This is a genomic window from Martelella sp. NC20 (assembly GCF_013459645.1).
In the GTDB taxonomy this organism is placed as follows: domain Bacteria; phylum Pseudomonadota; class Alphaproteobacteria; order Rhizobiales; family Rhizobiaceae; genus Martelella.
In genome coordinates, this window is the sequence record NZ_CP054861.1 from 1335185 (window position 1) to 1360654 (window position 25470).

Sequence of the window (25470 nt, forward strand, 5' to 3'; positions counted from 1 at the left end):
ACGGGGCCTAGGCGTCAACATGGCGTTCGCCTCCGGCCCGTTCCTCGTCGATCAGCGCCTTTCTGGAAAGCTTGCCGACCAGGGTACGCGGCAGCGTTTCGCGGATTTCGATGTCGCGCGGCAGTTCGATCTTCGAAAGCCGGGGCTCGAGGAAGGCGTGCAGCGCCTCGATGGTCGTGTTCGCGCCCGGTTTCAGCGTGACGAAGGCCTTCGGGCACTCGCCGCGATAGGCGTCGGGCACGCCGATCGCAACGGCTTCGGCCACATCCTCATGTTCGTAGAGCGCTTCCTCGATCACCCGCGGATAGACATTGTAGCCGCTGCAGAGGATCAACTCCTTCAGCCGGTCGACGATGTGGAGATAGCCGTCGGCATCGACATAGGCGATATCGCCGGTCCTGACGAAGCCGTCCCTGAGGACGTTTGCGGTCTCGTCAGGCCGGTTCCAGTAGCCCGACATTACCTGCGGTCCGCGCACCCATAATTCACCCTTCTCACCCTGAGACAAGATGATCTCCGGATGGTCGGGATCGCGGATCTGCAGCGTGGTGTCGCCAAGCGGCAGGCCGGCCGAGCCGTCGGGCGCCGGGGGGCCATTGACGGGGTTGACCGAGACCACCGGGGAACATTCCGTCAGCCCGTAGCCTTCCGTCAGTCGGCAGCCCGTCAGCTTGTCGAAACGGTTCCGCACTTCAAGCGGCAGCGGCGCGCCGCCGGAAATGCAGAATTTCAGCGATGTGAGATCGATTTTGCGGGTTTCGGCAACGGCATTGATCGCGCCGAAAATCGTGGGCACGGCCGAAAGCACCGTGGCGCGGTGTTTTTGCGTAAGCGTTATGAGCGCGTCTCGGTCGAACCGCATCATCAGTATCATCGCGGCGCCGATCTCGATCGCGTAGAGCATCGTGGCGACCAGGGCGAAGACATGGAAGAACGGCAGGACGCCGATAAATATCTCCCTGCCGTCCTCGGCGGTGCCGATGAAGGTCGCCTTGACCTGTTTCGTGTTGGCCACCAGCGCCCGATGCGACAGCATCGCGCCCTTGGAAATGCCGGTGGTGCCGCCGGTATACTGCAGCACGGCGATATCCTCCGGCGCGATATCGGCCTCGGGCGCCCACCTGCCCGCATCCTTTTTCAGCAGGTCGGCATAGGAGATATGGCGGTCGTCGCGCGGCGTGGCGGTCAGTATCGATCTTTTCAGGGTCTTGAGGAGCAGCGCCCTGACGGGCGGCAATGCCGGGGCCAGCGGACAGACGATCACATGTTTCAGACCCGCCTCCGCGACGATCGGGCCGAGCCCCTGATAGCAGGCGGCGATATCCATCGTGAACATCGTTTCGACATCGGCATCGCGGATCTGGGCGAGCAGTTCCCGGCTGGTATAGAGCGGATTGAAATTGACCACGGTGGCCCCGACCCGAAGGATCGCGAAGAAGCAGATCACCGAATAGGGCGAGTTGGGAAGGCAGAGGCCGACGCGCGCGCCTTTTGCCACGCCGATCGCGGCAAGGCCGATCGCGCACCGGTCGATCTCCGCCGCAAGCTCGCCATAGGTCCATTCGCGTCCCGAAAACCAGATCGCCCGGTTGTCTGGGAAACGGCGGCTCGCCTCATCGAACAGAGCCGTCAGCGTAGCCGTCGCGGCGGTCGGCGCCGGCCCGGCCGTGCCGGATTGATGATGCACGTCTCCTCCTCCCTGCCGGCACCCCCTCCTCCAAGGCGTTGTCCCGGCATTTTTCTCTGGACATGACTATTACGATACCTACTATACGTATAGGTCAACCTCTATTCAAGAGAAATCGTCATGGTTGCGCGCCGGCGGGACCGGTCGCGGCAGGAAAACGGGAGACATCATGTATATCTGGGCGAGGCTGGTCAGAACCGTGATCGCGGCGCGTTGCGGCAAACCGCTTGCGGGCGGGGCGACGAAGTCGTCTGTCGTCGGCCGTATCTGGCCGCAGGACCTCGATATCAATCTCCATGTCAATAACGGCCGCTATCTGACATTGATGGATCTCGGACGGCTCGATTTCGTGTTTCGGTCCGGCCTCGGTTCGGCCGGTCTCAAGGGTCGGCGGCGGCCGGTGCTGACCGGGCTCAGCGCCCGCTACAAGAGTTCGCTCGGCCTGTTTCAGAAATACCGGATGGAGACCGAACTCATCGGCTGGACGGAGCGCTCCATTTTCATGGAACACCGGATCATCCCCTTGAGCGGCCCCGCACGCGAGACGGTGGCGGTGACCGCCGTTGTCCGGGCCGTCATACTGGAGCCCGACAACAGCAAGGTGGAGACCCGGGAACTGCTTTCGGGACTGGGCTATCCGGCTGAAAGCCCGCCGCTTTCGGAAAGCTGCGCCAGCCTGCTGTCGCCGGCCGAACGGGCCGCGCTGCATGACGCCGGCGCTGGTGGAGGCCGCCGCAGGGACATGTCGTTTCCGGAAAGATCGGCTGCCAGATGACGGCCGCCGCACGGCAAGATGGTTCTCTTTTGCGGCCATTCATGTTTGGATGCGCCAAAATGCCCGCTTCTTCGGCCGGGCTATGGAGAATGACATGGAATGTATCCTGCTGGGCGTACCGGTCGAGTGCGGCTCGGGGCGCAAGGGTTGCAACATGGGGCCAAACGGGCTCAGGGCCGCGGGTCTGGCCGAGGCGCTGAAGGGGCTCGGCCACACGGTGCGCGATCTCGGCGATCTGAGGCCCGCGCCCGAGCGCGCGGTCTCCCATCAAAACACCGCGCTGAAGGCGCTGGCCGAGACCGTCTCCTGGCTCGATGCGCTGACCGAGGCCGCGTTCGAGATTTCCGGAGAAGGACTGCCGATCTTCATGGGCGGCGATCATGTGATGGCGGCGGCAAGCGTTGCCGGCCTCGCGCGGCGGGCAAGGGAACAGGGCCGTCCGCTGTTTGTGCTGTGGCTCGACGCCCATACGGATTTTCATACGCTCGAGACCACCGACAGCGGTAATCTGCACGGCACGCCGGCTGCCTATTTCACCGGCCAGCCGGGTTTTGAGGGCGTGTTTCCGCCGCTTGAAGCCCCGGTCGATCCGAAAAATGTCTGCATGATCGGCATCCGCAGCGTCGATCCCGCCGAACGCGCGACGATCCGCGCTGCCGGCGTCACGGTTTACGACATGCGCGCCATCGACGAGAACGGCATCGCGCCGCTGCTGAAGGCATTTCTGGACAGGGTCGAGGCCGAAAACGGCATGCTGCATGTCAGTTTCGACGTCGATTTCCTCGACCCGTCCGTCGCCCCCGGGGTCGGCACCACCGTGCCGGGCGGCGCGACCTTCCGGGAAGCGCATCTGGTGATGGAAATGCTGCATGACAGCGAACGCGTGACCAGCCTCGATCTGGTCGAGCTCAATCCGTTTCTCGACGAACGCGGCAAGGCGGCGATCCTGATGACCGAGTTGACCGCCAGCCTGTTCGGCCGGCGGGTGATGGACCGCCCCACGCGGAGTTACGGCTGATCAGCCGCTGCCGATGATCATGCCGGCGGCCAGCACAAGTCCGCCGCCGAGCACCACCTGGAAGGCGGCGCGCATGAACGGCGTTTCCATATATTTGTTCTGGATGAAGGCGATCGCCCAGAGTTCGAAGAACACCACCACGATGGCAACGATGGTCGCGGTCCAGAAGTCCGGGATCAGATAGGGCAGCGCATGGCCGAGCCCCCCAAGCGTCGTCATCACGCCTGAGGCGATGCCGCGCTTGATCGGCGAACCCCGGCCGGAAAGCTTGCCGTCGTCGTGGGCCGCTTCGGTAAAGCCCATCGAGATGCCGGCGCCGACGGCGGCGGACAAGCCGATCAGGAAGGTCTGCCAGGTGTCCTGGGTGGCGAAGGCCGCGGCGAAGATCGGCGCCAGCGTCGAGACCGAACCATCCATCAGCCCGGCAAGGCCCGGCTGCACCCAGGTCAGCAGGAACTGGCGGTGCTCCTTCCTGGACTCCTCGTCGCGTACGGTTTCCGGCGCATGCTTTTCAGTCAGCGTCTCGGCCAGTTCCTCATGCGCCTCCTCGGCTATGGCGAGATCGCCGAGCAGTTTGCGGGTGTCGGCGTCCGAAACCTCGGCCATGGCCGCGCGGTAGAAGCGCTGCGCCTGCTCCTCCATCAGCACCGACTGGCGGCGGATTTTATCCAGCGACAGCGTCTTCATCAGCCAGTCGGGCCGGCGTTCGATGAAGCCGCGCACATGTTCGCGCCGGATCAGCGGTATGTCGTTGCCGAAGCGGCGCTTGAACATGTCGATCAGCATGCGCCGATGGCTGTCCTCGACCTCCGCCATATCATCGAAAATCCGCGCGCTGTCGGGATAATCGTCACGAAGATGGGCGGCATAGGCCTTGTAGATGCGCGCGTCGTCCTCTTCGGAGGAGATCGCGAGCGCCAGCATTTCGGGTTCGCTCAACGAGGAAAGGTCGCGCTTGGTGCGCGGGAACAGATTCAGGACCATCTGAGGGCTTCCGGTTTCAATTTAGAATAATTCTAAATCGTAAGTCGCCGGAGGTCAAACGGTGAATCAGGGTTTTCTGCCGATCAGGGCGGAGACGAACGCGGGAACGGTGGTTGACGCCGTACCCGTGAGGCATTCGCCGAACAGGCTGTTGCCGGTCGCCTCGAGATTGATCTCGACGGCGCGCGCGCCGGCAGATGTGGCCGCCGCCACGAAGCCTGCCGCGGGATAGACCGTGCCGGAGGTTCCGATCGCGACAAACAGGGCGGCCTTGCCGAGCGCATCCTCGATCACGTCCATGTCGTAGGGCATTTCGCCGAACCAGACGATGTCGGGCCGAAGCGAGGGACGGCTGCAGCTCGAACAGAAACAGTCCCGGTCGAGGTCGCCCTCCCAGTGCTGGTGGCTGCCGCATTCGTAACAGAGCGCGGAATCGAGCCTGCCATGCATGTGCAGCAATTTCTTCGAGCCGGCCTTTTCATGCAGGTTGTCGACATTCTGGGTGATCAGCAGGAAATCGCCGTCCCAGGCATTCTCAAGGGCCGCAAGCGCGTTGTGGGCGGCGTTGGGCGTAGCCCTGGCGGCCTCGCGGCGGCGCATATTGTAGAAATCCAGCACCAGATCGGGGTTGTTGTGAAAGCCCTCAGGGGTCGCCACATCCTCGATACTGTGTCCCTCCCAGAGGCCGCCCTGATCGCGGAATGTGGCAAGGCCGGATTCCGCCGAAATGCCGGCGCCGGTCAGCACAACGATCGGGGAGGAAGGGTCAATCTTCATAGGTCACGCCTGTCTCGGGCCTTCGACGCCGGCGCATCCTCGCGGCTGGTGGACATCAACGCAGCGAGGCGACAGGCAGATCGGTTCCCGTCTCGACCTTGACCCAGCGGCCGGAATCGAAGGACGCCTGACGCTTGAGGAAGGTGTAGGGCGTATCCGACCAGGCGAGCACATCGTCGTTCAGATTGTCGAGGACGAAATCACCGTCATTGGTGCGCAGCGTCAGCACCGCATGGCCCTCGCCATTGGGTTTGCGCACCACGGTGATCAGCAGGTCCGAGGCGGAGAAGCCGGCCTTCATCAGGCGGCGGCGTTTCTCCAGAACAAAGTCCTCGCAATCGCCGGCGCCGCTGTCGGGATAGGCCCAGACTTCCTCGCGGCCGTAAAGCTCCTCGTCGGTCATCGGCTCGATCGCGGCATTGACCGTACTGTTGATCGCCACCACCGTTTTCCAGCCGTAGCTCGTTACCCGCGCGGCAATCGTGCTGGCGTTATGGGGCGCGCAATCGCGGTGGTGAAGCTCGCAGAACTCGAAATGGCCGATCGGCTGGGAGGTGACGCCACCCACCGGCATGGCGGATGCAGCAAGGGCGGGGGCCGCCGCAAAGAGGCCCGCAATGGCGCAGAAAGCCGAAAAAATCAGTCTATCCAAACGAGGCACGCTATACCCATCCGCCCGTGAATTCTTAACAAAGAGTTAAGGAGAATTAGGGCTTTGAGTCAATCAGCGTGAGGGGCCCGCAGGCCGAGATCTTAAGAAATGGTTAACCGGCGCGGTGTTCGGCCGCGGTTTCCAGAAGCCCGGAAAGCGCGGTCAGCATGCGCGCAATATCCTCCGGCCTGGAAAGCCGGTGATCGCCATCCTGCACCAGCGTCAGCACGACATCGTCGGCAGGCAGATGCGACATCAGCTTCAACGCGTGTTTATAGGGCACGTCCGGGTCCTGCTTGCCCTGGATGATATGGACCGGGCAGCCGGTCTCGATAATGCCGGTCAGCACCATGTTGCGCCGGCCATCGTCGAGAAGGGCCGAGGTATAGATGGTCGGCTCCGGTCCGTAGATCGAGTGTTCCTCGAAATAACCGTTTTCGGCGAGCGCCTTGCACTGGGCATCCGTGAGGTCCGGCTCGATCAGCTCGCTGGTGAAGTCGGGCGCGGGCGCCAGCAGCAGCAGCCCGTCGATTGCGGGCGCGCCTTCCTTGCCCTTCAGTTCCTGCGCCGCCCGAAGCGCCAGCCAGCCTCCCATGGACGAGCCGATGATGATGATCCTTTCCGGGCTCGCATGGGCAATGGCGGCAAGGGCGTCGGCGAGCCAGCGCGAGATCGTGCCGTCCCTGAAGTCGCCCTCGCTTTCGCCGTGGCCGGTATAGTCGAAGCGCAGCATGGGAAGATCGTTTTCGCCGGCATAGGCATCGAGCGCCTCTGCCTTGCTGCCCAGCATGTCGGAGCCGTAGCCGGAAAACCAGACCAGCATGGGGGCATCGCTTCTGCCCTTGCGAAGGCGCATGGCGATCCTGAGCGGGCCGTCGCCATGGTCGATTTCGGTGTAGGTCGGCTGGCCGTCTTCGTTCATCATGCTCTCCAAGCTTGTCCCGGACTTCAAAACGCCCGCAAATGCGCGCTTTTGGCGATCGGCAGGTGATTTTCTTTTTCGGCTGTGTTATTGACACGAACGCTGTAACAACCATTTGTGTCCGTCAGGTGCAAGTTTTTGTGCAGCTGGCACATGCGCAACCCCGTTTCAACGATTTGAGGAGACAACGACCATTCGCAGACCCCACAGAGCCGCTCCCCCGACCAAGGAAGGTCCCCGCGCCAATCGCGACATTCGCATCCGCGAAGTCCAGCTGATTACCGAGGACGGGGAGAACCAGGGCGTCGTATTGACTGAAGATGCATTGAGAATGGCTGAGGAAGCCGGGCTTGATCTTGTCGAGATCGCCCCCAACTCGGTGCCGCCCGTTTGCAAGATTCTCGATCTGGGCAAGCTGAAATATGCCAACCAGAAGCGCGCTGCCGAAGCCCGCAAGAAGCAGAAAGTCGTCGAAGTCAAAGAAATCAAGATGCGTCCCAACATCGACACCCATGATTATCAGGTGAAGATGAAGGCGATGAACAAGTTCTTTGAGGAAGGCGACAAGGTCAAGGTCACGCTCCGTTTCCGCGGCCGTGAAATGGCGCACCAGGAACTGGGCATGAAGCTTCTTTCCCAGGTCAAGCAGGACACCGCCGAAATCGCGAAGGTGGAGGCCGAGCCGAAGCTCGAAGGCCGCCAGATGCTGATGGTGCTCGCGCCGAAATAGGCTTTTCGCTGTTGACGATCGACGACACGCCGCCCGGGGACATTCGCCCGGCGCGGCGCTTGTCTTTTTGTCGCGGCGGAGAGGTTGCACTACAAGGGCAAAGCGCGTATAAGCGCGCCGTCCGAGAGCGGGCCGGCAGGGCATGCCGTGTCCGCTTCAAATGCGATGTCGGGGTTCGTCTCCCGGCGCAATCAAAAACAACGGAGTAGCAAAATGCCCAAGATGAAGACGAAGTCGTCGGTCAAGAAGCGGTTCAAGGTAACCGCGACCGGCAAGGTGAAGTCGGCAGCCGCCGGCAAGCGCCATGGAATGATCAAGCGTTCCAACAAGTTTATCCGTGATGCGCGCGGCACGATGGTTCTGGCGGATGCAGATGCCAAGATCGTCAAGCAGTTCATGCCCTACAGCAAGTAACGCCCGTAAACTCGCACAACAGATAGATTTCAAGGAGATCATGATATGGCTCGCGTAAAACGTGGCGTTGCCGCACACGCCAAGCACAAGAAGGTCATCAAGCAAGCCAAGGGCTTCTATGGCCGTCGCAAGAACACCATCCGCACCGCCAAGGCCGCTGTCGACAAGTCCAAGCAGTACGCCTACCGCGACCGCAAGGTCAACAAGCGCAATTTCCGCGCTCTGTGGGTCCAGCGCATCAACGCCGCCGTGCGTGAACACGGCCTGACCTATGGTCGCTTCATCGACGGTCTCAACAAGGCCGGCATCGAAGTCGACCGCAAGGTGATGTCCGACATGGCGATCCATGAGCCGGAAGCATTCGCATCGCTGGTTGCGGCTGCGAAGAAGGGCCTGGAGTACCTCAAGAAGGAAGGTACCGCCAACGAGTTTGAAAGCGCTGTAGCTTAAGCCAGCGCTTCCCAAGCCTTCGACATATACCAATTTGGGAAACCCGCGCTGGCAGGATCAGTGCGGGTTTTTCGCATTTAAATCATGAAAATCTGATATCTGACCGGTCGAGAAGCGGAGGCCAGCCGCTTCGGCAAGCGAGAGAAGAAAAATGTCCGATCTTGACGATTTGAAAAAAACGCTGATGGCGGAGATCGCCAAAGCCTCCGACGAGGCTGAAATCGAGGCTGTGCGCCTTGCAGCCATCGGCAAGAAGGGGTCGGTGTCGGAGCTTCTGAAGACGCTCGGCAGGATGGACCCGGAGGAGCGCAAGACAAGGGGTGCGGCGATCAACGCGCTGAAGACCGAGGTCTCCGATGCGATCGCCGCCCGCAAGGCCGAACTGAAGGACGCCGCGATTACCGCGCGCCTTGCCGCCGAGACCGTGGATGTGACGCTGCCGGTGCGCCCGTCGCCCTCGCTTTCCGGCCGCATTCATCCGGTCAGCCAGGTGATCGACGAGATTTCCGCCATTTTCGGTGATATGGGGTTTTCGATCGCGGAAGGCCCCGAGATCGAGACCGACTATTACAATTTCACGGCGCTGAATTTCCCCGAGGGCCATCCCGCCCGCGAGATGCACGACACGTTCTTCTTCAATCCGGATGAAGAGGGCAACCGCAAGGTGTTGCGCACCCACACCTCGCCGGTGCAGATCCGCACGATGGAAAGCCAGGAGCCGCCGATCCGCGTGGTCATTCCCGGCAAGACCTACCGGCAGGATTCGGACGCCACCCATTCGCCGATGTTCCATCAGCTTGAGGGCCTCGTGATCGACAAGACCACCCATGTCGGCCATCTGCGCTGGACGCTGGAGGAATTCTGCAAGACCTTCTTCGAGGTTGAAGCCGTGACGATGCGCTTCCGCCCGTCCTTCTTCCCGTTCACCGAACCGTCCTTCGAGGTCGACATCCAGTGCGACCGCTCCGGCGAGCAGGTGAAGTTCGGAACCGGCACGGACTGGATGGAAATCCTCGGCTGCGGCATGGTCCATCCGAACGTGCTGCGCCATTGCGGCCTCGACCCGGACGTCTACCAGGGCTTCGCCTGGGGCATGGGTCTCGACCGCATCGCCATGCTGAAATACGGCATGCCGGACCTGCGCGACTTCTTTGCCGCCGACGAACGCTGGACGTCGCATTACGGCTTCCGGCCGCTGGATATACCGACGCTGTTTGGCGGGTTGAGTTCGTGAGAGGCTGATGCCGACCGTTCTCCGCAAATACGGCTTCCGCTTTCACTTCTATTCCGGCGACCGATTTGAACCACCGCATATTCACGTCGACGGAAATGGCGGCGAAGCCAAGGTATGGCTGACCGAGGTGAAGCTGGCCGAGGCGGGGGGCTTTAGCCAAAGAGACTTGGCTCGTATACTGGAAGTCGTACGAGAGCACAGACAGCAGATGTTGGAGGCATGGCATGACTATTTCGCATGAATCCTACCCGGAAGCGGAACGTCCGATCGAGGCGTGGTGTGATCTGCATGATGTCCACGTGCGCCTTTCTGATGGGCGGCATGTTTCGACGCCCTTGTGGTGGTATCCGAGGCTTTTGAATGCCACCCCGGCGGAGCGCAACAACGTGCATCTCATGCTGGCTGGCGTTCACTGGCCGGATGTCGATGAGGATCTGTCCATTCGCGGCATGCTGGCCGGTTGGAAAGCGCCAGGCGCCAAGGCGCCGGAGAAGGCGGCCTAGAACTTTAAGCCTGGGGATGGTCCGGGCGGAATAACAGGAAAAGACGATAATGAAATTCACACTGTCCTGGTTGAAGGACCATCTGGAAACCGATGCCACGCTGGAAGCGATCTGCGAGCGGCTGACCACGATCGGGCTCGAGGTTGAAGACGTCGATGACAAGGCGGCCTACAGGCCGTTCACCATCGCCCGGGTGATCGAGGCGAAGCAGCATCCGGATGCGGACCGGCTGAAGGTGCTGACGGTCGATGCCGGACCGGCGGTCAATGGCGGCAAGCCGCTTCAGATCGTCTGCGGCGCGCCGAATGCGCGCACCGGGCTCGTCGGCGCGCTGGCGCTGCCGGGGACCTATGTGCCGGGCATCGATGTCACGCTTGCGGTCGGCAAGATCCGCGGCGTCGAGAGCCAGGGCATGATGTGCTCGGAAAAAGAGCTTAACATGTCGGACAATCACGACGGCATCATCGACCTGCCGGAGGATGCGCCGCTCGGCGCGTCCTTCGCCGCCTATGCCGGGCTCGATGATCCGGTCATCGAGATCAACCTGACGCCGAACCGGCCGGACTGCACCAGCATTTTCGGCATCGCCCGCGATCTGGCCGCTTCGGGTCTCGGCTCGCTGAAGACACGACCTGCGCCTTCGTTCAAGACGGAGGGTGACACCACGGTCGGCCTTACGCTCGATTTTTCCGTAGAAGACCGGCATCTCTGCCCCGGTTTCGCGCTCCGCCTGGTGCGCGGCGTGAACAACGGGCCGAGCCCGAGCTGGATGCAGCAGCGCCTCGTTGCGATCGGCCTGCGCCCGATCAACGCGCTGGTCGATATCACCAATTACATGACCTTCGATCAGGGCCGGCCGATGCATGTCTTCGACGCCGCCAAGGTCAAGGGTAGTCTCGTGGTGCGCCGGGCGAAGGCGGGCGAGACGCTGCTGGCGCTCGATGAGCGCGACTATCAATTGAATCATGACAATGTCGTCATTGCCGATGACAATGGCGTCGAATCGATCGGCGGTATCATGGGCGGCGAGCATTCCGGCTGCGATGAAAACACCACCGACGTGCTGATCGAATCGGCGCTGTGGGACCCGATGAACATCGCCCGCACCGGCCGCACGCTCGCCATCATCACCGATGCCCGGTATCGCTTCGAGCGCGGCGTCGATCCGGAATACATGGTGCCGGGCCTGGAACGCACCACCGAACTGGTGCTGGAGCTTTGCGGCGGCACGGCAGCGGAAGCCAAGGTCGAGGGCTATCAGGGCCACGCGCCGAAGGTGATCGACTATCCGTTCTCGGAGGTCAAACGCCTCACCGGGCTCGATGTCTCTTCCGCAGAAAGCAGCGATATCCTGACCCGTCTTGGCTTTACGGTGACTGGCGAGGGCGAGCGGGCCGCCGTTGCCGTACCGTCCTGGCGGCCGGATGTGGATGGCAAGGCCGATCTCGTGGAAGAGGTGATGCGCATTCACGGCGTCGACGAGATCAAGCCCGCGCCGCTGCCGGCCACCGGCGCGGTGAATGAAAAGATCCTGACCACGCTGCAGATCCGCTCGCGCGCCGCAAGACGCGAGCTTGCCGCGCGCGGCATGCTTGAGGCGGTCACATGGTCGTTCATCCCGGAAGATCAGGCGAAGCTGTTCGGCGGCGGCGCGCCGGCGCTGAAGCTATCCAATCCGATTGCCGCCGATATGTCCGATATGCGGCCTTCGCTGCTGCCCGGCCTGCTGACGGCTGCGCGCCGCAACGCCGCGATCGGTCATGGCGATATCGCCCTGTTCGAGGTTGCCGCCACCTATGAGAACGACACGCCGGAAGGCCAGCGCCGGGTGGCCGGCGGCATCCGCCGCGGCACGGCGACGCTTTCCGGTTCGGGCCGGATGTGGTCGAACGCCGAGACCGGCGCCGGCCGCGCCGTCGGCGTGTTCGATGCCAAGGCCGATGCGCTGGCGGTACTGGAAGCCTGCGGCCTGCCGATGGGCAATGTCCAGATCGTTGCCGGCGGGCCGGACTGGTATCATCCGGGCCGCTCGGGAACCATCAGGATGGGCCCGAAGATCGTGCTCGGCCATTTCGGCGAGTTTCATCCGAAGGTGTTGGAAGCGCTCGATGTCTCCGGAAAATTCGCCGGCTTCGAGGTGTTCATCGATGCGATGCCGGAGCCGAAGAAGAAGCCGACCCGCACCAAGCCGGCGCTGACGCTGTCGCCGTTCCAGGCGGTCACCCGCGACTTCGCCTTCGTGGTCGACCGGGCTGTGGAGGCGGGCGCGATCGAACGGGCGGCTGCGGGCGCCGACCGCAAGCTGATCACCGGCGTCACGGTCTTCGACGTTTTCGAGGGCGCATCGCTCGGTGAGGGCAAGAAGTCGGTCGCCATCGAAGTCGCGATCCAGCCCGCCGAGCGCACGCTGACGGATGAGGATTTCGAGGCGCTGATGAAGAAAGTGATCGCCAATGTCGAAAAATCCACCGGCGGCGTGATCCGGGCGTAGGGAGATCGTCCGGTCCCCTCTGGCGGGAGGTGCGCGCATCTGTCTCCCGCCAGCGCCTTGCCGGCGCGTGTCGCCGCTCCTATACCTAGAGCGTCGGGCGAAAAAGTGGAATCCGGTTTTTCGTTAACCCGACGCGTCAAAATAAAGAATCCAGAGCATGATCCGACCGGAGCGGAGCGACGAGATCATGCGGCTGAAACAAAAACCTGGAGCGCCGATCCGGTACAATCGGATCGAGATGCGTTCCGGGAAACAATCGTGGAGACACCGATGACCGAGGCTTCCGGCAAGACGACGATCGATGACGCACAGGTCGAGTGGTTCTCGAAGATGGCCGCCGAGTGGTGGGACCCGCGCGGAAAATTCAAGCCGCTGCACAAGTTCAACCCCGTGCGCATCGGCTATATCCGCGAGAAGGCCTGCGGCCATTTCGGCCGGAACGAGAAATCCGCCCGCCCGCTGGAGGGACTTCGCGTGCTCGATGTCGGCTGCGGCGGCGGGCTTTTGGCGGAACCGATGGCGCGTATGGGCGCAAGCGTCGTCGGCATCGATCCCGCCGAGAAGAATATCGGGATCGCCACGACCCATGCCGCCGAAGCCGGCGTGTCGGTCGATTACCGCGCCACCACGGCGGAGCAGCTTGCCGAAGCCGGTGAAAGCTTCGATATCGTGCTCAACATGGAAGTGGTCGAGCACGTCGCCGATGTCGATTTTTTCATGACGACCTGCGCGTCGCTGGTCAAACCCGGCGGCATGATGTTCGTTGCCACCATCAATCGTACGCTGAAGGCCGGGGCGCTGGCGATCTTTGCCGCCGAGCGGGTGTTGCGCTGGCTGCCGCCCGGCACCCATCAGTACGACAAGCTGGTGCGTCCGGAGGAAATCGAGACGCCGCTGAAAGCGTCCGGCATGACGCCGGTGGAGCGGCAGGGCGTGTTCTTCAACCCGCTGACCGACAGCTGGAACCGCTCGAACGATACCGACGTCAATTACATGGTGCTGGCAGTGAAGCCGGAAGCCTGATCAGGCCACGGGCTTTCGCGCGGCGTGGGATCAGTTGAACACTTCGTTCGGATAGACGCCCCAGATGTCCTTCTGGTGCATGTAGCCGTTGACACCCTTGACCTTCAGCTCGCACCAGGTGCCGTCGCATTCCTCGAGCTGGACGATCACGCCCGGTTCCAGGCTTGCGACATCGCGGGCCGAATCGTCCTTGCCGGCCTTCAGCGCCAGAAAGGTTTCGCCGTCCGTGCTGTTGCGCAGCCAGGGCGCCACCATGGCATTGCGCTGCGAGGACAGCACGGAGACATGCATCCAGCCCTCGGTGCCATCGGCATCGCGCACCTGCCGCCAGACGCTGTATTCCTCGGTGATCTCGACGGGAAGGCCGGGGCGCTTGTAGATCCATTTGGTGGCGTAGTTGAAGCCGGGGCCGACGCGCATGCGGGCGCGATCCGGCTTGACCATCGCAAAGCGCGGCAGCGGCCCGCCCGAGGCGCCCTTGCGCTCGGTTTGCGCCATCGCCGGTTCCAGCATGGCGAAGACAAGCAATGTGCAGATCAACAGTCTTGCCAGGCGACGCATATGACCTCTTCGAATGCCGTTTCTCCGGCCTTGTCTTGTTTATTGGCGCGCGGCCGTGACTTGTAAGGTGCGCGCCCGACCCTTCATCGAGGGATTTACGCGTCCGAAGCGGTTTTCGACACGGGAAGAACCGCTTCAGGTGGAAAAGCGCCCTCATTATGTGCATTATCGCCCGACATGATTAATGAGCTGTTAACCGATGAATAACCCCAGAAAACCCGTCGTCGTCGTCACCCGCAAACTGCCCGATCCGGTGGAGGCGCGGATGGGGGAGCTGTTCAGCGTCGAGTTGAACCGCGAGGACCGGCCGTTCTCGCGCGCAAAACTCGCCGATGCCATGGCGCGGGCCGATGTGCTGGTGCCGACGCTGACCGACACCATCGATGCCGCGCTGATCGACGAGGCCGGCCCGAACCTGAAGCTGATCGCGAGCTTTTCCAACGGCATCGACAATGTCGATGTCGATGCCGCCGCCCGCAAGGGGATCACCGTCACCAACACCCCCAATGTGCTGACCGAGGACACCGCCGACATGACCATGGCGCTGGTGCTGGCGGTGCCCCGCAGGCTTGCCGAGGGCGCGCGGCTGCTCGCCGGCAATGAACCGGACAGCTGGCAGGGCTGGAGCCCGACATGGATGCTCGGACGGCGTATCTGGGGCAAGCGGCTCGGCATTGTCGGCATGGGGCGGATCGGAACGGCGGTCGCGCGCCGGGCAAAGGCGTTCGGTCTTTTGGTGAACTACCACAACCGCCACCGCGTCAATCCGCAGACGGAAGCCGAGCTGGAGGCGACCTATTGGGACAGTCTCGACCAGATGCTCGCCCGCGTCGATATCGTGTCGGTCAACTGCCCGTCGACGCCGGCCACCTATCACCTGGTCTCGGCCCGTCGGCTGGCGCTGCTCAGGCCGGAAGCCTATATCGTCAACACCGCGCGCGGCGACGTTATCGACGAGGCGGCGATGATCCGCTGCCTGGAGGAGGACCGCATCGCCGGCGCCGGGCTCGATGTCTTCGAGAACGAACCGGCGATCAATCCGCGGCTCCTGGAACTCGCCAAAGCGGGCAAGGCCGTGCTGCTGCCGCATATGGGCTCGGCCACGCTCGAAAGCCGGATCGACATGGGCGACAAGGTGATCATCAATATCCGCACCTTCTTCGACGGCCACCGTCCGCCCAATCGGGTGCTGCCGGGCCGGGTCTGACAGGCGCTTATCCGAGAACCTTCAGCCGCATGCCGGCTCTGAGGTGGGGTAATAACACGCGCATCGCCGCCGGCGCGATCGCTACGCAGCCGGCGGTCGGCGAGAAGTCGCGGCGGGCGAGGTGGAAGAACACCGCCGAGCCGCGATTGCGGGCGCGCGGCCGCATGTTCCAGTCCATCACGATCACGAGGTCGTAGATACCGTCGTCGCGCAGCAAGCGTTCATGACTTGCGCCAAAGGGCAGGCGGACGGGGCGGTTGTAGTTCGGCGAGGCCGGCGCATCGCACCAGCCGTCTTCGGCTTTCATCGCCTTGATCCCCAGTCCGGAGCGCGGCCAGCTTTGCCGATGACGATCGTCGCGGTAGCCGTAGATGAGCGCCATCGTGCCGATCGGGGTCTTGCCGTCGCCCTCGCGCTTGAGGGCCGTCGCCCCGTTCCGCCCGATTGCCGCCTGAAACCGGAGCGGCCCGAAGGCGAGGATCGCGCGGTGGGCGGCGCCCGGCGCCCGCCGGACCGTGATCATGCCCCGCCTTTTCATCGCCGAACGGCTGGTTTTCTTCACTTTTTTTTGCTTTGTACGTGAAATCATATAGTTTCATAGCAATACGCCCGGCCATGGCGGATCGCAATGGTCGCGGCACTTTTCGGGGATGCGTGACAAAAGGGCAGGTTCGGATGACAGAGCGGACGATACTTCTCGTCGATGACGATGCGGATTTGCGCGAGACGCTGGTGGAGCAGCTTGAGCTTTACGACGAATTCATTCTCCGCTCCGCCGATTGCGCGGCCAAATCGCTGAAGATGCTGCGCGAGGAACAGATCGATCTCCTGATCATGGATGTCGGCCTGCCGGACATGGACGGGCGCGAGGCGATCAAGATCGCCCGCAAGAACGGATACAAGGCGCCGATCATCATGCTGACAGGCCACGACACCGACAGCGACACCATTCTGGGGCTCGAGGCGGGCGCAAACGACTATGTCACCAAGCCGTTCCGCTTCGCCGTGCTGCTGGCGAGAATCCGCGCCCAGCTTCGCCAGCATGAGCAGAGCGAGGACGCGACCTTCACCGTCGGCCCCTATGTGTTCAAGCCGGGCCAGAAGCTGTTTCACACCAGCGACGGCCAGAAGATCAGGCTGACCGAAAAGGAAGCCTCGATCATCCGCTATCTTTACCGCGCCGGACAGAAGGTGGTAACCCGCGACATGCTGCTGGAAGAGGTCTGGGGCTATAATTCCGGGGTGACGACGCATACGCTCGAAACCCATGTCTACCGCCTGCGCCAGAAGATCGAGGAAGATCCCTCGAATGCGCGTATTCTGGTGACCGAAAACGGCGGCTACAAGCTGGTGCCCTGACGCGACGTCGATGCGTTCGGGCGAGGGGGACGAAAATGGCACTGTCTGAGGACATCGCGACGCTGCGCCGCGCGGAGCTTTTTTCCGGCTTTTCGGTCGAACAGCTTCGCCTTATCGCCTTTACCATAGCGCGACGCTCGCTCGGCGCGGGCGATATGCTGTTTGACGAGGATGACGATAGCGCCGGCGCCTATATGCTCGAAAGCGGCCATCTGGATCTTGAGGCGGGCGGCCGTTCGGCCGGCATTGCGGGGCCGGGCAGCCTGCTTGCCGAGGCCGCGCTGATCAGCCCCGTGCCCCATCGCTTCGCCGCCCGCGCCGGCGCGCCCTCGGAAATCCTGCTGATCCGGCGTGAACAGTTCCTGCGTCTGATCGAGGAATATCCCGATATCGGCCGGGAAATGGAAAACCGCCTGCGCCAAAGCTTCGCCGACCTGGTCGGCGCGCTCGGCGCCGTGAAGACGCGGCTTTCGGATTTTTAGACTTTTTTCTCGGCGGGCCGCGTATTCTTCCGGCGCCTCCTGCCGGCCTAAACCGGCTCGACGACGAGCTTGCCGCCATCACCACCGGTGATGCGCACCGTGGCGCCCGCCGCCGTGTCCGGGCCTTCGGCGGTCCAGGTCGTGTCATCGAGCTTGATCCGGCCGCGGCCGTTGACGATCGCCTCGCTGACGATCGCGGTGCGGCCGATCAGGCTTGCCGCGCGCTGGTTCAGGAGCGGCTGGTCGGAGGATTTCTCCCGGCGCGCAAACACCTTCCGCCCGACGAGGATGCTCACGAAGGCGAGCACTGCAAACAGGACGAGTTGCAACTGCCAGACCCAGAAACCGAAGGGCTGAAACGCCAGCGACAAAAGGCCGAGGACCAGGGCAGCAATCCCGACCCATATCAGGAACACGCCCGGCACCATCAGTTCGGCCACCAGCAGCAGGAGGCCGATGATGAACCAGCCCCAGGGGCCGGATTCTGCGAAAAAGACGAGCAGCTCCATCGCCGGTCAGGTCTCCTTGCTGGGGCGCGGCGGGCGCACCGACGGGGTCGAGCGGGATGCGGGCGGCGTTGCCGCCGCCTTGCCGCTGTCATCGCCGCCGAAGACTTCCTTCGCGATCTGGCCGATGCCGCCGAGCGAACCGATCAGCGCGGAGGCTTCCATCGGCATCAGCACGACCTTGGAGTTCGTCGAGGTGCCGATCGCGGCCATGGCCTCGGTGTATTTCTGCGCCACGAAGTAGTTGATCGCGGTGACGTCGCCCTCGGCAATGGCGGTGGAGACTGAACGTGTGGCATTCGCTTCCGCCTCGGCCAGCCGCTCGCGGGCCTCGGCCTCGCGGTAGGCGGCCTCGCGCTCGCCCTCGGCTTCCAGAATGGCGGATTGCTTGGAGCCTTCGGCCCGGAGAATCTGCGCGGCGCGATGGCCCTCGGCATCGAGGATCTGCGCCCGCTTTACCCGTTCGGCCTTCATCTGCCGGCCCATGGCCTCGACCAGATCGGCGGGCGGACGGATATCCTTGATCTCGATGCGGGTCACCTTCACGCCCCACGGCTCGACCGCCAGGTCGACGACCCTGAGCAGGCGCTCATTGATCGAATCGCGATTGGAAAGCAGCTCGTCGAGGTCCATCGAACCCATGACCGAGCGGATGTTGGTCATCGTCAGGTTGAGGACCGCGAGCTGCAGATGGGCAACCTGATAGGCCGCACTTGCCGGATTGAGGATCTGGTAGAAGCACACGGCATCGGCCTGGACGCTGGCATTGTCGCGGGTGATCACCTCCTGCTCGGGCACGTCCAGCACCTGTTCCATGATGCTGATGCGCTTGCCGATCCGGTCGATGAACGGGACGATCAGGTTGAGGCCGGGATTCAGCGTACGGGTGTAGCGGCCGAAGCGCTCGACGGTATAGCCGTAGCCCTGCGGCACGGTCTTGATCCCGGCAAACAGCGTCAGGAGGATCAGGACCGCCAGTATGATGATCGTGATGGAAAACCCGGTCAGTACTGCCATTTCATTTCCTCCTTGAGCCGGTCTTGCCGGCCTTTGTTCAGTTTACCCAGCCCGAAAGCTCGCGGGCAACCACGTGTTCGATCACGCGCATGCCCTCCTCAGTATCATTCAGGCAGGGGATATGGGCGAATTTCTCGCCGCCATGCTCGATAAAACTCTCGCGCGCCTGTTCGCCGATTTCCTCCAGCGTTTCCAGACAGTCCGAAACGAAGCCGGGATTCATCACCGCGATGCGCTTGATGCCCTTTGCCGGCAGCGCCTCGACGGTCTTGTCGGTATAGGGCTGCAGCCATTCCTCAGGCCCGAAGCGCGACTGGAAGGTGATCATCAGCCGCTCCTTGGAAAGTCCCAGCCGCTCGCGCAAAAGTCGCGCCGTCTTCTGACACTGACAGTGATAGGGATCGCCCTTCCTGAAATAGGACTGCGGAATGCCGTGAAACGAGGTGAGGATAAGCTCCGGTTCCCAGTCGAGCGTGGCGAGGTGGTTTTCGACCGATTTCGCCAGCGCGTCGATATAGACCGGGTCGTCGTGATAGGGCGGCACGGTGCGCAGCGCCGGCTGCCAGCGCATGTCGAGCAGGGTCTGAAACGCCTTGTCGTTGACCGTCGCCGTCGTCGATGCGGCATATTGCGGATAGAGCGGGTAAAGCAGGATGCGCTCGCAGCCGGCCGCCTTCAGCGCTTCGATCCGCGCGGGGATCGAGGGCTGGCCGTAGCGCATCGCCCAGTCGATCACGAGGTTTTGCGTATCGGCATAGTGCGCGGCAAGCTTTTCGGCCTGGTTGCGGGTATAGGTGCGCAGATAGCTTTCATCGAGCTCATTGTTCCAGATCAGCTTGTAGGCCTCGCCGACCTTGGCCGGACGGCGGTTCAGAACGATGCCGTAAAGGATCGGATACCACAGCGCCCTCGGCCATTCGATCACGCGCTTGTCTTTCAGAAACTCTTCCAGATAGCGCCGCATCGACGCCTTGTCGGTGCCATCGGGCGTGCCGAGATTGACGAGCAGAACGCCGACCTTGCCGAAGGCGACGCTGGGGTGTTTGTCCGGCCATGCGGCATGCATTTCTGACATCGGCGGTTCCGGCCTTTCATTTCCGACTTTCGTTGGTTTTATATAACTACGCAGTCCGGGCTTCGCCAGATTATACGATGTCGCAGATGGGTGAACGGGGAAAATGCCGCGCGTTGCCACCCGTTGGAAAGGTTGGCGCTTGGCACAAAACAATCTCCCCCCCTTTGAGGGCAGGGCAATCGCATCTGGCCTTGCGGCTTGCTCCCGATACTCTCTCCCGCCTGCGGGAGAGATGCCCCGAAAGGGGCAGTGGGCAGCATTTCCAAAAGGGAGGGCGTCCGAGAGGATGGACTCCCCCCCTCACTGTCGCTGTCGCGACATCTCTCCCCTCCGGGGCGAGAAGATTTGCGGGCTGCGCGGTGAAGCCATATGCGATTGCCCAGCCCTTGAAGAGCAGATGTCGTGAAAGCGTCAGAGAGGGGCAAGGGCGCAAGCCGCGAACCCCGAACTCTCGGAGAGGGTTCACCCCTCTCTGCCCTGTCGGGCATCTCCCCCTCAAGGGGGGAGATTATGGGCTGAGAGGCTTCGCCTACTTCGCGACGTTCACGATCCGGCCGTCGGTATAAGGCGCGTAGGGGCTGTTCATGCCGATATATTCGGCGACGGCATCTTCCAGATTCGGTCCGAAATCATAGGCGTTCATGCCCTTTTCGGCGAAGATGGCGTAACCGTCGCCGCCGGAGCGCATGAAATTGTTGGTGACGACGCCGTAGGTGGCGCCCTCATCGATCGGCGTAAACCCGCCATTGCCATCGGCGACCTCCACGGAGATGACGCGGCTGCCCGGTTCCTTGCTGGAATCATAGGTGTATTTGAGGCCGGACACCTGTGGATAGCGGCCGGCGCCTTCCTCGATCTGCGACAGCCCGTTTTCAAGCGCGGCGATCACGTCCGCGCCCGTAAGCTGGAAGGTGGCGATCGTGTTCTGGAACGGCAGGACCGTGAGAACCTCGCCCATGGTAACGGTGCCTTCATCGATCGAGGCGCGCACGCCGCCGCCATTCTGGATCGCGAGCGTGATCCCCTGGTCGGCGACGCGGGCGAGCATGGCGTCGGCCACGAGGTTGCCCATCGAGCATTCCTCGGCGCGGCAGACATTGCGGTCGCCGACGATCTCGCCGGTGGATTCGCCGACTTCCTTGTTCTTCAGCTCCTCGAGCGGGACAGCCTTTTCGGCGATCCAGGAGAGAACCTCCTCGTCCGGCGTCACGCTCGCATCAAGCAGGATCGGGTCGCCCTTGGCAGACGTCACGATGCCGTCATCGTTGAAGACGACGTCGAGATCGCCGAGATATTTGCCATACTGGTTGGCCTGCACCACCGGCACCTTGTAGCCGTCCGGATTGTCGACCATGGTCGGATAGGGGCCTTCGGCCTTCTCGTCGGTGTTCGACAGAAGCGTGTGCGAATGGCCGCCCACGACAACGTCGACGCCCGGAATGACGGCGATGGCGGCCAGGTCGCGCGGATAGCCGACATGGGTCAGCGCGATGATCTTGTTGACGCCCTGATCGGTCAGCGCCTTCACCTCAGCGGTGATCGCATCGACATCGACGGTGATGTCGATGTTCTTGCCGGGATTGGCGATTTCCGGCGTGTCGTTGGTGACCGCGCCGATGATGCCGACCTTCTCGCCATCGATATCGAGCACGATCGAGGGTTCGATCATGTCGTTGACGGTGGAATCGGCATTGGTCTTCACATTGGCGGTGACGACCGGGAAGGTGACGATGTCGAGGAAGGTCTTCAGCCCGTCCTCACTGTCGTCGAATTCATGATTGCCGACGGTCATCGCGTCATAGCCGAGCATGTTCATGAACTCGGCTTCCATCTCGCCCTTGTAGAAGGTGTAGAACAGCGAGCCCTGGAAATTGTCGCCGGCATTGAGCAGGATGACATTCTTGCCGTCCGCCTCAAGTGCCGCCCGCGTCTCGTTGACGGCGGTCAGAAGCCTTGCCGCGCCGCCGAAGCACTTGCCATCGGTCTCGTCCTCGGCCGAGCAGACGGAATCATAGCCGTTGATCGAATCGAAGCGCGAATGGAAATCATTATTGTGCAGGATTTCGAGTTCGAAATCGGCAAAGGCACTGCCGGCTGAAAGGGACAGCACGGTTGCCGCGAGCAATGCGGCCTTCGATAGGGAATTCATGGCAAACTCCTGGTGCAGAATGAAAACGCGGCTGATGCCGCCCGACGCTTAACTTCACATGGAAATGTGACGACGTTTTAAACCGTCGCGTCAAGTGCCGATTTCAGGGGACGCCATAAAAACAGGTTTCCCGCCGGCCTGATCGGGAAAATCGGACCGGCAGGACCGCGTTGTCAGAAACTGCCGCCGGCCTGTGCGCCGGAGAAGGTTACCGACGGGGCGGGCGACATCGTTGTGGCTGGCGACATCGTTGTCGCCTGCGCCATCTGGGACGGGTCGGCGCCGGCCATCTGCTGGGGCGCTTCCTGCAGGGTGAAGCCGACGGGGGCCATGCTCGGTCTGTAGAGCGAGAACTTCGCGCCCTGGCTCGGTGTGCAGTTCATCAGATAGGGCGCCACCAGAGCGCAATTGACCCGGGCCTGAGTCCGGCGCAGCACCGAGGTCAGCTCGATTTCGACCAGATTGCCGGTCTCGGTATAGCTTCCGATGGCCAATGTCGTGTTGCTGTCGGCCGACAGCGTCTCGAACCGGCCGCCGGCGAAGCGCGATATGATGCCGTCCTTGTCGCGCCACTCGCCATCGACGGCGGAAACAGGAGCCTGCGGCGCGGTTGACGTCGCGGGCAGGCGGCCGGACTGCGGCGTGGTGGTGCACGAGGCGGCAAGCGCCGTGCAGCAGACGAGGGTCAGGATCGGGATCGTTTTCACGGGCGCGCTCTTTCGCAATCGGTTCAGGTACAAGAAAGGCTTATCTGGCTCTAAAAATCAACTGCATGAAGGCCCCGTTGGTTCCATCCGCGCCGGACCGTTGCATGGAAGGCTCACTGCCGGCGCTGCGCATCGGGGCGGGAAATCAGCTATCACGGCCGCGCAACCGCACTCAGCGGCTTGCTTGCGAACGCGCTGGTTTCTATTTTTTTTGCGCTGCCCGGCTGGTGAGCCGGTTTCCACCTCACCTCAGACTGTTCTATTGATGGGCAATTGCGAAAGGAAGCGCGTCATGGCGGAAAAGCCGAAAATCAGAATTGTCTATTGCAGCATGTGCAACTGGCTGATGCGTTCGGCATGGATGGCCCAGGAACTGCTGTCGACCTTCTCGCTCGAACTCGGCGCCGTCACGCTCGAGCCGCGCACGGGCGGCATTTTCGAGATCTGGGTCGATGATGTGCTGATCTGGGAACGCAAGCGCGACGGCGGCTTTCCCGGCCCGAAGGAACTCAAGCAGAAGGTCCGCGATATCATCGATCCGGAGCGCGATCTCGGCCATGTCGACCGGGCGGGGGAGGCCGGCAATGAAGACTGAAAGGCGGGACCGTTGCCGTGGCGAAAGCGCGCAAGTTTTTGTCGCGAAAACGTCAAATACCCGTTGACTAATGCCGCCCCGCCTCTTAAACGAGCCGTCATTGCCCAGATGGCGGAATTGGTAGACGCGCCAGCTTCAGGTGCTGGTACTCGCAAGGGTGTGGAGGTTCGAGTCCTCTTCTGGGCACCAATTCATTTTCGATATCCTGACATTATTTTGCCCCGAACCTCATACGGGGAAACGCGCGACGCGTTCTTCATGCCGTTCGTCAGCCATGCGCGAGCAGTTGAAGCGCACGGATCGCTGTTCCTGGCTTGAACCTGGGTCGCGTCGAGTTTTGTAATATAACATTCCAATAGTTACAAAATAGACAATCATTAGAATTGTCTATATCAGAAATATCATGTATATTATTTAAATAATAATAACTATTATGCAGCGGGCGCGCCTCAACGATAACAATAAATGAGGTGAGGGAATGCATGATATTGGTGCGGATAATCAGGAGCGCGTTGGTCGCTGGCTGATTTCAGAATCAAAGAAAACACGGATGGTGAGATCAATAGAATCCACATTGGATCTTGCCATGAGGCTTGGTTACAGCACCGCTGCGGTCCGTATCTACGGAGCGCTCGAGCTGATCCATAATGAAAGCGACCTCGGTGAAGGTTGAATAGTTTTAACTCATAACGCGCCGCCGAAGGAAACCGAGGCGGCGCATTTGTGTCGAGAGGTCGCTGTGGAGGCGGTTTGCTGCCGCCCGGGCGTGGATGCGCTTCTGCTGGGATTGGGAGATCGAAGCACCGCGCCCCCGGGAGCCATTTCCCAGACGTCGGTTTCCTCTCGGCGCTTCGGTGAAGGCCGGCTCTGCCTTCCTGCCTGCGTAGAGGCGCTTTCGCGGCGCGTCAGCGCTGTCTTCTGTCCCCCATCCATGTCAGCGTATCTTCGACATCCATCGGCCTGGCGAACAGGTATCCCTGGCCGAAATCGACCTTGAGGCGGCGCAACGCGGCGCATTCTTCCTCGGTTTCCACGCCTTCGGCGGTGGTGACCGCGCCGGTCTTGCGGGCGAAGTCGACCATGCCGAGGACGAGCGCCTGTTTGGCGAGGTTCTGGTTGATGTCGCGCACCAGTTCGATATCGAGCTTGAGGATGTCCGGCTGCATCCGCAGCAGCGCGATCAGGCCGGAAAAACCGGCGCCGACATCGTCGGCGGCGGTGCGTATCCCGGCCCGGCGCAGCGCCTCGAGCGCAATTGCGAGTTCGTCGAAATCCTCGGCCACATCGTGTTCGGTGATCTCCACCACAAGGCGCTCCGGAGGCACATGGCGGATCGCCTCGATCAGCGCGCCGCTGGCGATGGTCTGCGGCGAAGCATTGAAGCCGATCGCCATGTCATCCGGGAACCGGCCAAGCAACGCCAGCGCCTTTTCGACGGCCGCCACTTCGAGCTCAACCTGGCGACCCACCTGGCGGGCCTCTTCAAACCAGATTTGGGGGGGACGGCCATCGCCGAACCGCGACAGCGCCTCGAACTTGATCGGCTGCAGCGTTTCAAGATCCACCACCGGCTGCAGCACCACCCTGAAACCGTCCTTTTCAAGCGCACGGTCCAGGCGCGCATTGATGTCGGCGATTTCGGCGCGGCGGCGCAGGCCGTCATTGATCTGGCGCCCGGCGAGCCCGGCAAAGGTTTCCATCACCGCCATATCGCGCTCGCCGAGACTTGGATGCGGCGTGGTTCTGAGGCAGCAGAACATGCCATATACCTTGCCGTCCTCGCGATAGACCGGCAGGCTCATATGCGAACCAATCGGTACGCTCTGCGTGATCGGCATGGCAACGGCCACCGGGTGCTGGCTGGTATCGGTGATCAGGTTCGGCAACACGCCGTCCAGAATATGCTGGCAGTAGACCTCGGAAAGCGGCATCGTCGTTCCGGGGCTGACAAGCGCCTCGAACCCAGGGGCGCTGACGGCGCGAAAAATCGACTGGCCGTCGACGATTTCCGACAGATAGGCGACCTGCATGTCGAAATGCGTGCGCACCGTCTCCAGAATGATATCGACCGCATCGTCCGGCTGCTTCGTCGCGGCCAGCGTCAGGGGCAAGGGCAGGCGACCCATTGTTTTCGCGTCCACTGTTTCGTGCT

At 62.3% G+C, this 25470-nt stretch carries 27 protein-coding genes, 1 tRNA gene and 1 pseudogene; 16 read left to right on the forward strand and 13 right to left on the reverse strand.

The window, feature by feature from the left end; genetic code table 11:
• Positions 1 to 7: 7 nt before the first annotated feature.
• Positions 8 to 1687, reverse strand: coding sequence for a long-chain-fatty-acid--CoA ligase (locus HQ843_RS06430; RefSeq protein WP_180899294.1), 1680 nt, complete (start codon positions 1685 to 1687; stop codon positions 8 to 10).
• 169 nt (positions 1688 to 1856) lie between these two features.
• Here HQ843_RS06430 and HQ843_RS06435 point away from each other — a divergent pair, with 169 nt between their 5' ends.
• Together HQ843_RS06435 and rocF are read left to right on the forward strand one after the other, a co-directional pair.
• Positions 1857 to 2462, forward strand: a complete 606-nt coding sequence (locus HQ843_RS06435; RefSeq protein WP_180899293.1) for a thioesterase family protein — start codon at positions 1857 to 1859, stop codon at positions 2460 to 2462.
• Positions 2463 to 2556: 94 nt separating this feature from the next.
• Positions 2557 to 3480, forward strand: a complete 924-nt coding sequence (gene rocF / locus HQ843_RS06440; RefSeq protein ID WP_180899292.1) for an arginase — start codon at positions 2557 to 2559, stop codon at positions 3478 to 3480.
• On the opposite strand, the gene mbfA is transcribed toward rocF, so the two are convergent.
• The 4 genes from mbfA to HQ843_RS06460 form a co-directional block, all read right to left on the reverse strand.
• Positions 3481 to 4464 carry an iron exporter MbfA gene (gene mbfA / locus HQ843_RS06445; RefSeq protein ID WP_180899291.1) on the reverse strand — a complete coding sequence of 328 codons (984 nt, stop codon included), beginning with the start codon at positions 4462 to 4464 and terminating at the stop codon, positions 3481 to 3483.
• A gap of 66 nt (positions 4465 to 4530) precedes the next feature.
• Positions 4531 to 5241: an NAD-dependent deacylase gene (locus HQ843_RS06450; RefSeq protein WP_180899290.1), complete on the reverse strand. Its 711-nt coding sequence runs from the start codon at positions 5239 to 5241 to the stop codon at positions 4531 to 4533.
• A gap of 55 nt (positions 5242 to 5296) precedes the next feature.
• Positions 5297 to 5815 carry a transglutaminase-like cysteine peptidase gene (locus HQ843_RS06455; RefSeq protein ID WP_246710394.1) on the reverse strand — a complete coding sequence of 173 codons (519 nt, stop codon included), beginning with the start codon at positions 5813 to 5815 and terminating at the stop codon, positions 5297 to 5299.
• Between the two features lie 190 nt (positions 5816 to 6005).
• Positions 6006 to 6749 (reverse strand): alpha/beta hydrolase, encoded by a 744-nt coding sequence (locus HQ843_RS06460; RefSeq protein ID WP_246710395.1) that lies wholly within the window; start codon positions 6747 to 6749, stop codon positions 6006 to 6008.
• 259 nt (positions 6750 to 7008) lie between these two features.
• Here HQ843_RS06460 and infC point away from each other — a divergent pair, with 259 nt between their 5' ends.
• The 8 genes from infC (at position 7009) to ubiG (ending at position 13660) form a co-directional block, all read left to right on the forward strand.
• Entirely contained in the window at positions 7009 to 7545 is a 537-nt protein-coding gene (gene infC / locus HQ843_RS06465) for a translation initiation factor IF-3 (RefSeq protein ID WP_180902299.1), read from the forward strand.
• Positions 7546 to 7758: 213 nt separating this feature from the next.
• The gene (gene rpmI, locus HQ843_RS06470) at positions 7759 to 7959 is read left to right on the forward strand and encodes a 50S ribosomal protein L35 (protein ID WP_018067458.1); all 201 of its coding nucleotides are present in this window, start codon (positions 7759 to 7761) and stop codon (positions 7957 to 7959) included.
• A gap of 45 nt (positions 7960 to 8004) precedes the next feature.
• Entirely contained in the window at positions 8005 to 8409 is a 405-nt protein-coding gene (rplT, locus tag HQ843_RS06475; RefSeq protein WP_180899287.1) for a 50S ribosomal protein L20, read from the forward strand.
• 151 nt (positions 8410 to 8560) lie between these two features.
• Positions 8561 to 9643, forward strand: a complete 1083-nt coding sequence (gene pheS, locus HQ843_RS06480; protein WP_180899286.1) for a phenylalanine--tRNA ligase subunit alpha — start codon at positions 8561 to 8563, stop codon at positions 9641 to 9643.
• Positions 9644 to 9650: 7 nt separating this feature from the next.
• On the forward strand, positions 9651 to 9884 hold the full coding sequence (locus HQ843_RS06485; RefSeq protein ID WP_180899285.1) for a DUF4160 domain-containing protein: 234 nt from the start codon (positions 9651 to 9653) through the stop codon (positions 9882 to 9884).
• Positions 9868 to 10146, forward strand: coding sequence for a DUF2442 domain-containing protein (locus tag HQ843_RS06490; protein WP_180899284.1), 279 nt, complete (start codon positions 9868 to 9870; stop codon positions 10144 to 10146). The genes HQ843_RS06485 and HQ843_RS06490 overlap by 17 nt, the downstream gene beginning before the upstream one ends.
• A 49-nt stretch (positions 10147 to 10195) precedes the next feature.
• Positions 10196 to 12637, forward strand: a complete 2442-nt coding sequence (gene pheT, locus HQ843_RS06495; protein ID WP_180899283.1) for a phenylalanine--tRNA ligase subunit beta — start codon at positions 10196 to 10198, stop codon at positions 12635 to 12637.
• A 270-nt stretch (positions 12638 to 12907) separates the two neighbouring features.
• Positions 12908 to 13660: a bifunctional 2-polyprenyl-6-hydroxyphenol methylase/3-demethylubiquinol 3-O-methyltransferase UbiG gene (gene ubiG / locus HQ843_RS06500; protein WP_180899282.1), complete on the forward strand. Its 753-nt coding sequence runs from the start codon at positions 12908 to 12910 to the stop codon at positions 13658 to 13660.
• A 30-nt stretch (positions 13661 to 13690) separates the two neighbouring features.
• On the opposite strand, the gene HQ843_RS06505 is transcribed toward ubiG, so the two are convergent.
• On the reverse strand, positions 13691 to 14221 hold the full coding sequence (locus HQ843_RS06505) for an SH3 domain-containing protein (RefSeq protein ID WP_180899281.1): 531 nt from the start codon (positions 14219 to 14221) through the stop codon (positions 13691 to 13693).
• A 199-nt stretch (positions 14222 to 14420) separates the two neighbouring features.
• Here HQ843_RS06505 and HQ843_RS06510 point away from each other — a divergent pair, with 199 nt between their 5' ends.
• Complete coding sequence (locus tag HQ843_RS06510) at positions 14421 to 15428, forward strand: 2-hydroxyacid dehydrogenase (protein WP_180899280.1); 1008 nt, start codon at positions 14421 to 14423, stop codon at positions 15426 to 15428.
• Positions 15429 to 15435: 7 nt separating this feature from the next.
• On the opposite strand, the gene HQ843_RS06515 is transcribed toward HQ843_RS06510, so the two are convergent.
• Positions 15436 to 16017, reverse strand: coding sequence for a L,D-transpeptidase family protein (locus tag HQ843_RS06515; protein WP_180899279.1), 582 nt, complete (start codon positions 16015 to 16017; stop codon positions 15436 to 15438).
• 86 nt (positions 16018 to 16103) lie between these two features.
• Between HQ843_RS06515 and HQ843_RS06520 the strand changes: the two genes are divergently transcribed.
• A complete protein-coding gene (locus HQ843_RS06520; RefSeq protein WP_180899278.1) occupies positions 16104 to 16787 on the forward strand; it encodes a response regulator transcription factor in 684 nt (227 codons plus the stop codon).
• 35 nt (positions 16788 to 16822) lie between these two features.
• Positions 16823 to 17269, forward strand: a complete 447-nt coding sequence (locus HQ843_RS06525; protein WP_180899277.1) for a Crp/Fnr family transcriptional regulator — start codon at positions 16823 to 16825, stop codon at positions 17267 to 17269.
• Between the two features lie 47 nt (positions 17270 to 17316).
• On the opposite strand, the gene HQ843_RS06530 is transcribed toward HQ843_RS06525, so the two are convergent.
• The 5 genes and pseudogenes from HQ843_RS06530 to HQ843_RS06550 all read right to left on the reverse strand — a co-directional run bounded on the left by HQ843_RS06530 (position 17317) and on the right by HQ843_RS06550 (position 22723).
• Entirely contained in the window at positions 17317 to 17778 is a 462-nt protein-coding gene (locus tag HQ843_RS06530; protein WP_180899276.1) for an NfeD family protein, read from the reverse strand.
• Positions 17779 to 17784: 6 nt separating this feature from the next.
• Positions 17785 to 18792 carry an SPFH domain-containing protein gene (locus tag HQ843_RS06535; protein ID WP_180899275.1) on the reverse strand — a complete coding sequence of 336 codons (1008 nt, stop codon included), beginning with the start codon at positions 18790 to 18792 and terminating at the stop codon, positions 17785 to 17787.
• 37 nt (positions 18793 to 18829) lie between these two features.
• Entirely contained in the window at positions 18830 to 19867 is a 1038-nt protein-coding gene (hemH, locus tag HQ843_RS06540) for a ferrochelatase (RefSeq protein WP_180899274.1), read from the reverse strand.
• Positions 19868 to 20399: 532 nt separating this feature from the next.
• Positions 20400 to 22016, reverse strand: a pseudogene (locus tag HQ843_RS06545) (bifunctional metallophosphatase/5'-nucleotidase); the annotation flags it as partial.
• A 173-nt stretch (positions 22017 to 22189) separates the two neighbouring features.
• The gene (locus HQ843_RS06550) at positions 22190 to 22723 is read right to left on the reverse strand and encodes a hypothetical protein (protein ID WP_246710293.1); all 534 of its coding nucleotides are present in this window, start codon (positions 22721 to 22723) and stop codon (positions 22190 to 22192) included.
• 292 nt (positions 22724 to 23015) lie between these two features.
• Between HQ843_RS06550 and HQ843_RS06555 the strand changes: the two genes are divergently transcribed.
• From HQ843_RS06555 to HQ843_RS06565, 3 genes are all read left to right on the forward strand, one after another.
• On the forward strand, positions 23016 to 23318 hold the full coding sequence (locus tag HQ843_RS06555; protein ID WP_180899272.1) for a SelT/SelW/SelH family protein: 303 nt from the start codon (positions 23016 to 23018) through the stop codon (positions 23316 to 23318).
• 102 nt (positions 23319 to 23420) lie between these two features.
• Positions 23421 to 23507 (forward strand) — tRNA-Leu (locus HQ843_RS06560).
• A gap of 289 nt (positions 23508 to 23796) precedes the next feature.
• Positions 23797 to 23991, forward strand: a complete 195-nt coding sequence (locus tag HQ843_RS06565; protein WP_180899271.1) for a hypothetical protein — start codon at positions 23797 to 23799, stop codon at positions 23989 to 23991.
• Positions 23992 to 24223: 232 nt separating this feature from the next.
• On the opposite strand, the gene HQ843_RS06570 is transcribed toward HQ843_RS06565, so the two are convergent.
• On the reverse strand, positions 24224 to 25459 hold the full coding sequence (locus HQ843_RS06570; RefSeq protein ID WP_180903429.1) for a sensor domain-containing phosphodiesterase: 1236 nt from the start codon (positions 25457 to 25459) through the stop codon (positions 24224 to 24226).
• Positions 25460 to 25470 lie beyond the last annotated feature (11 nt).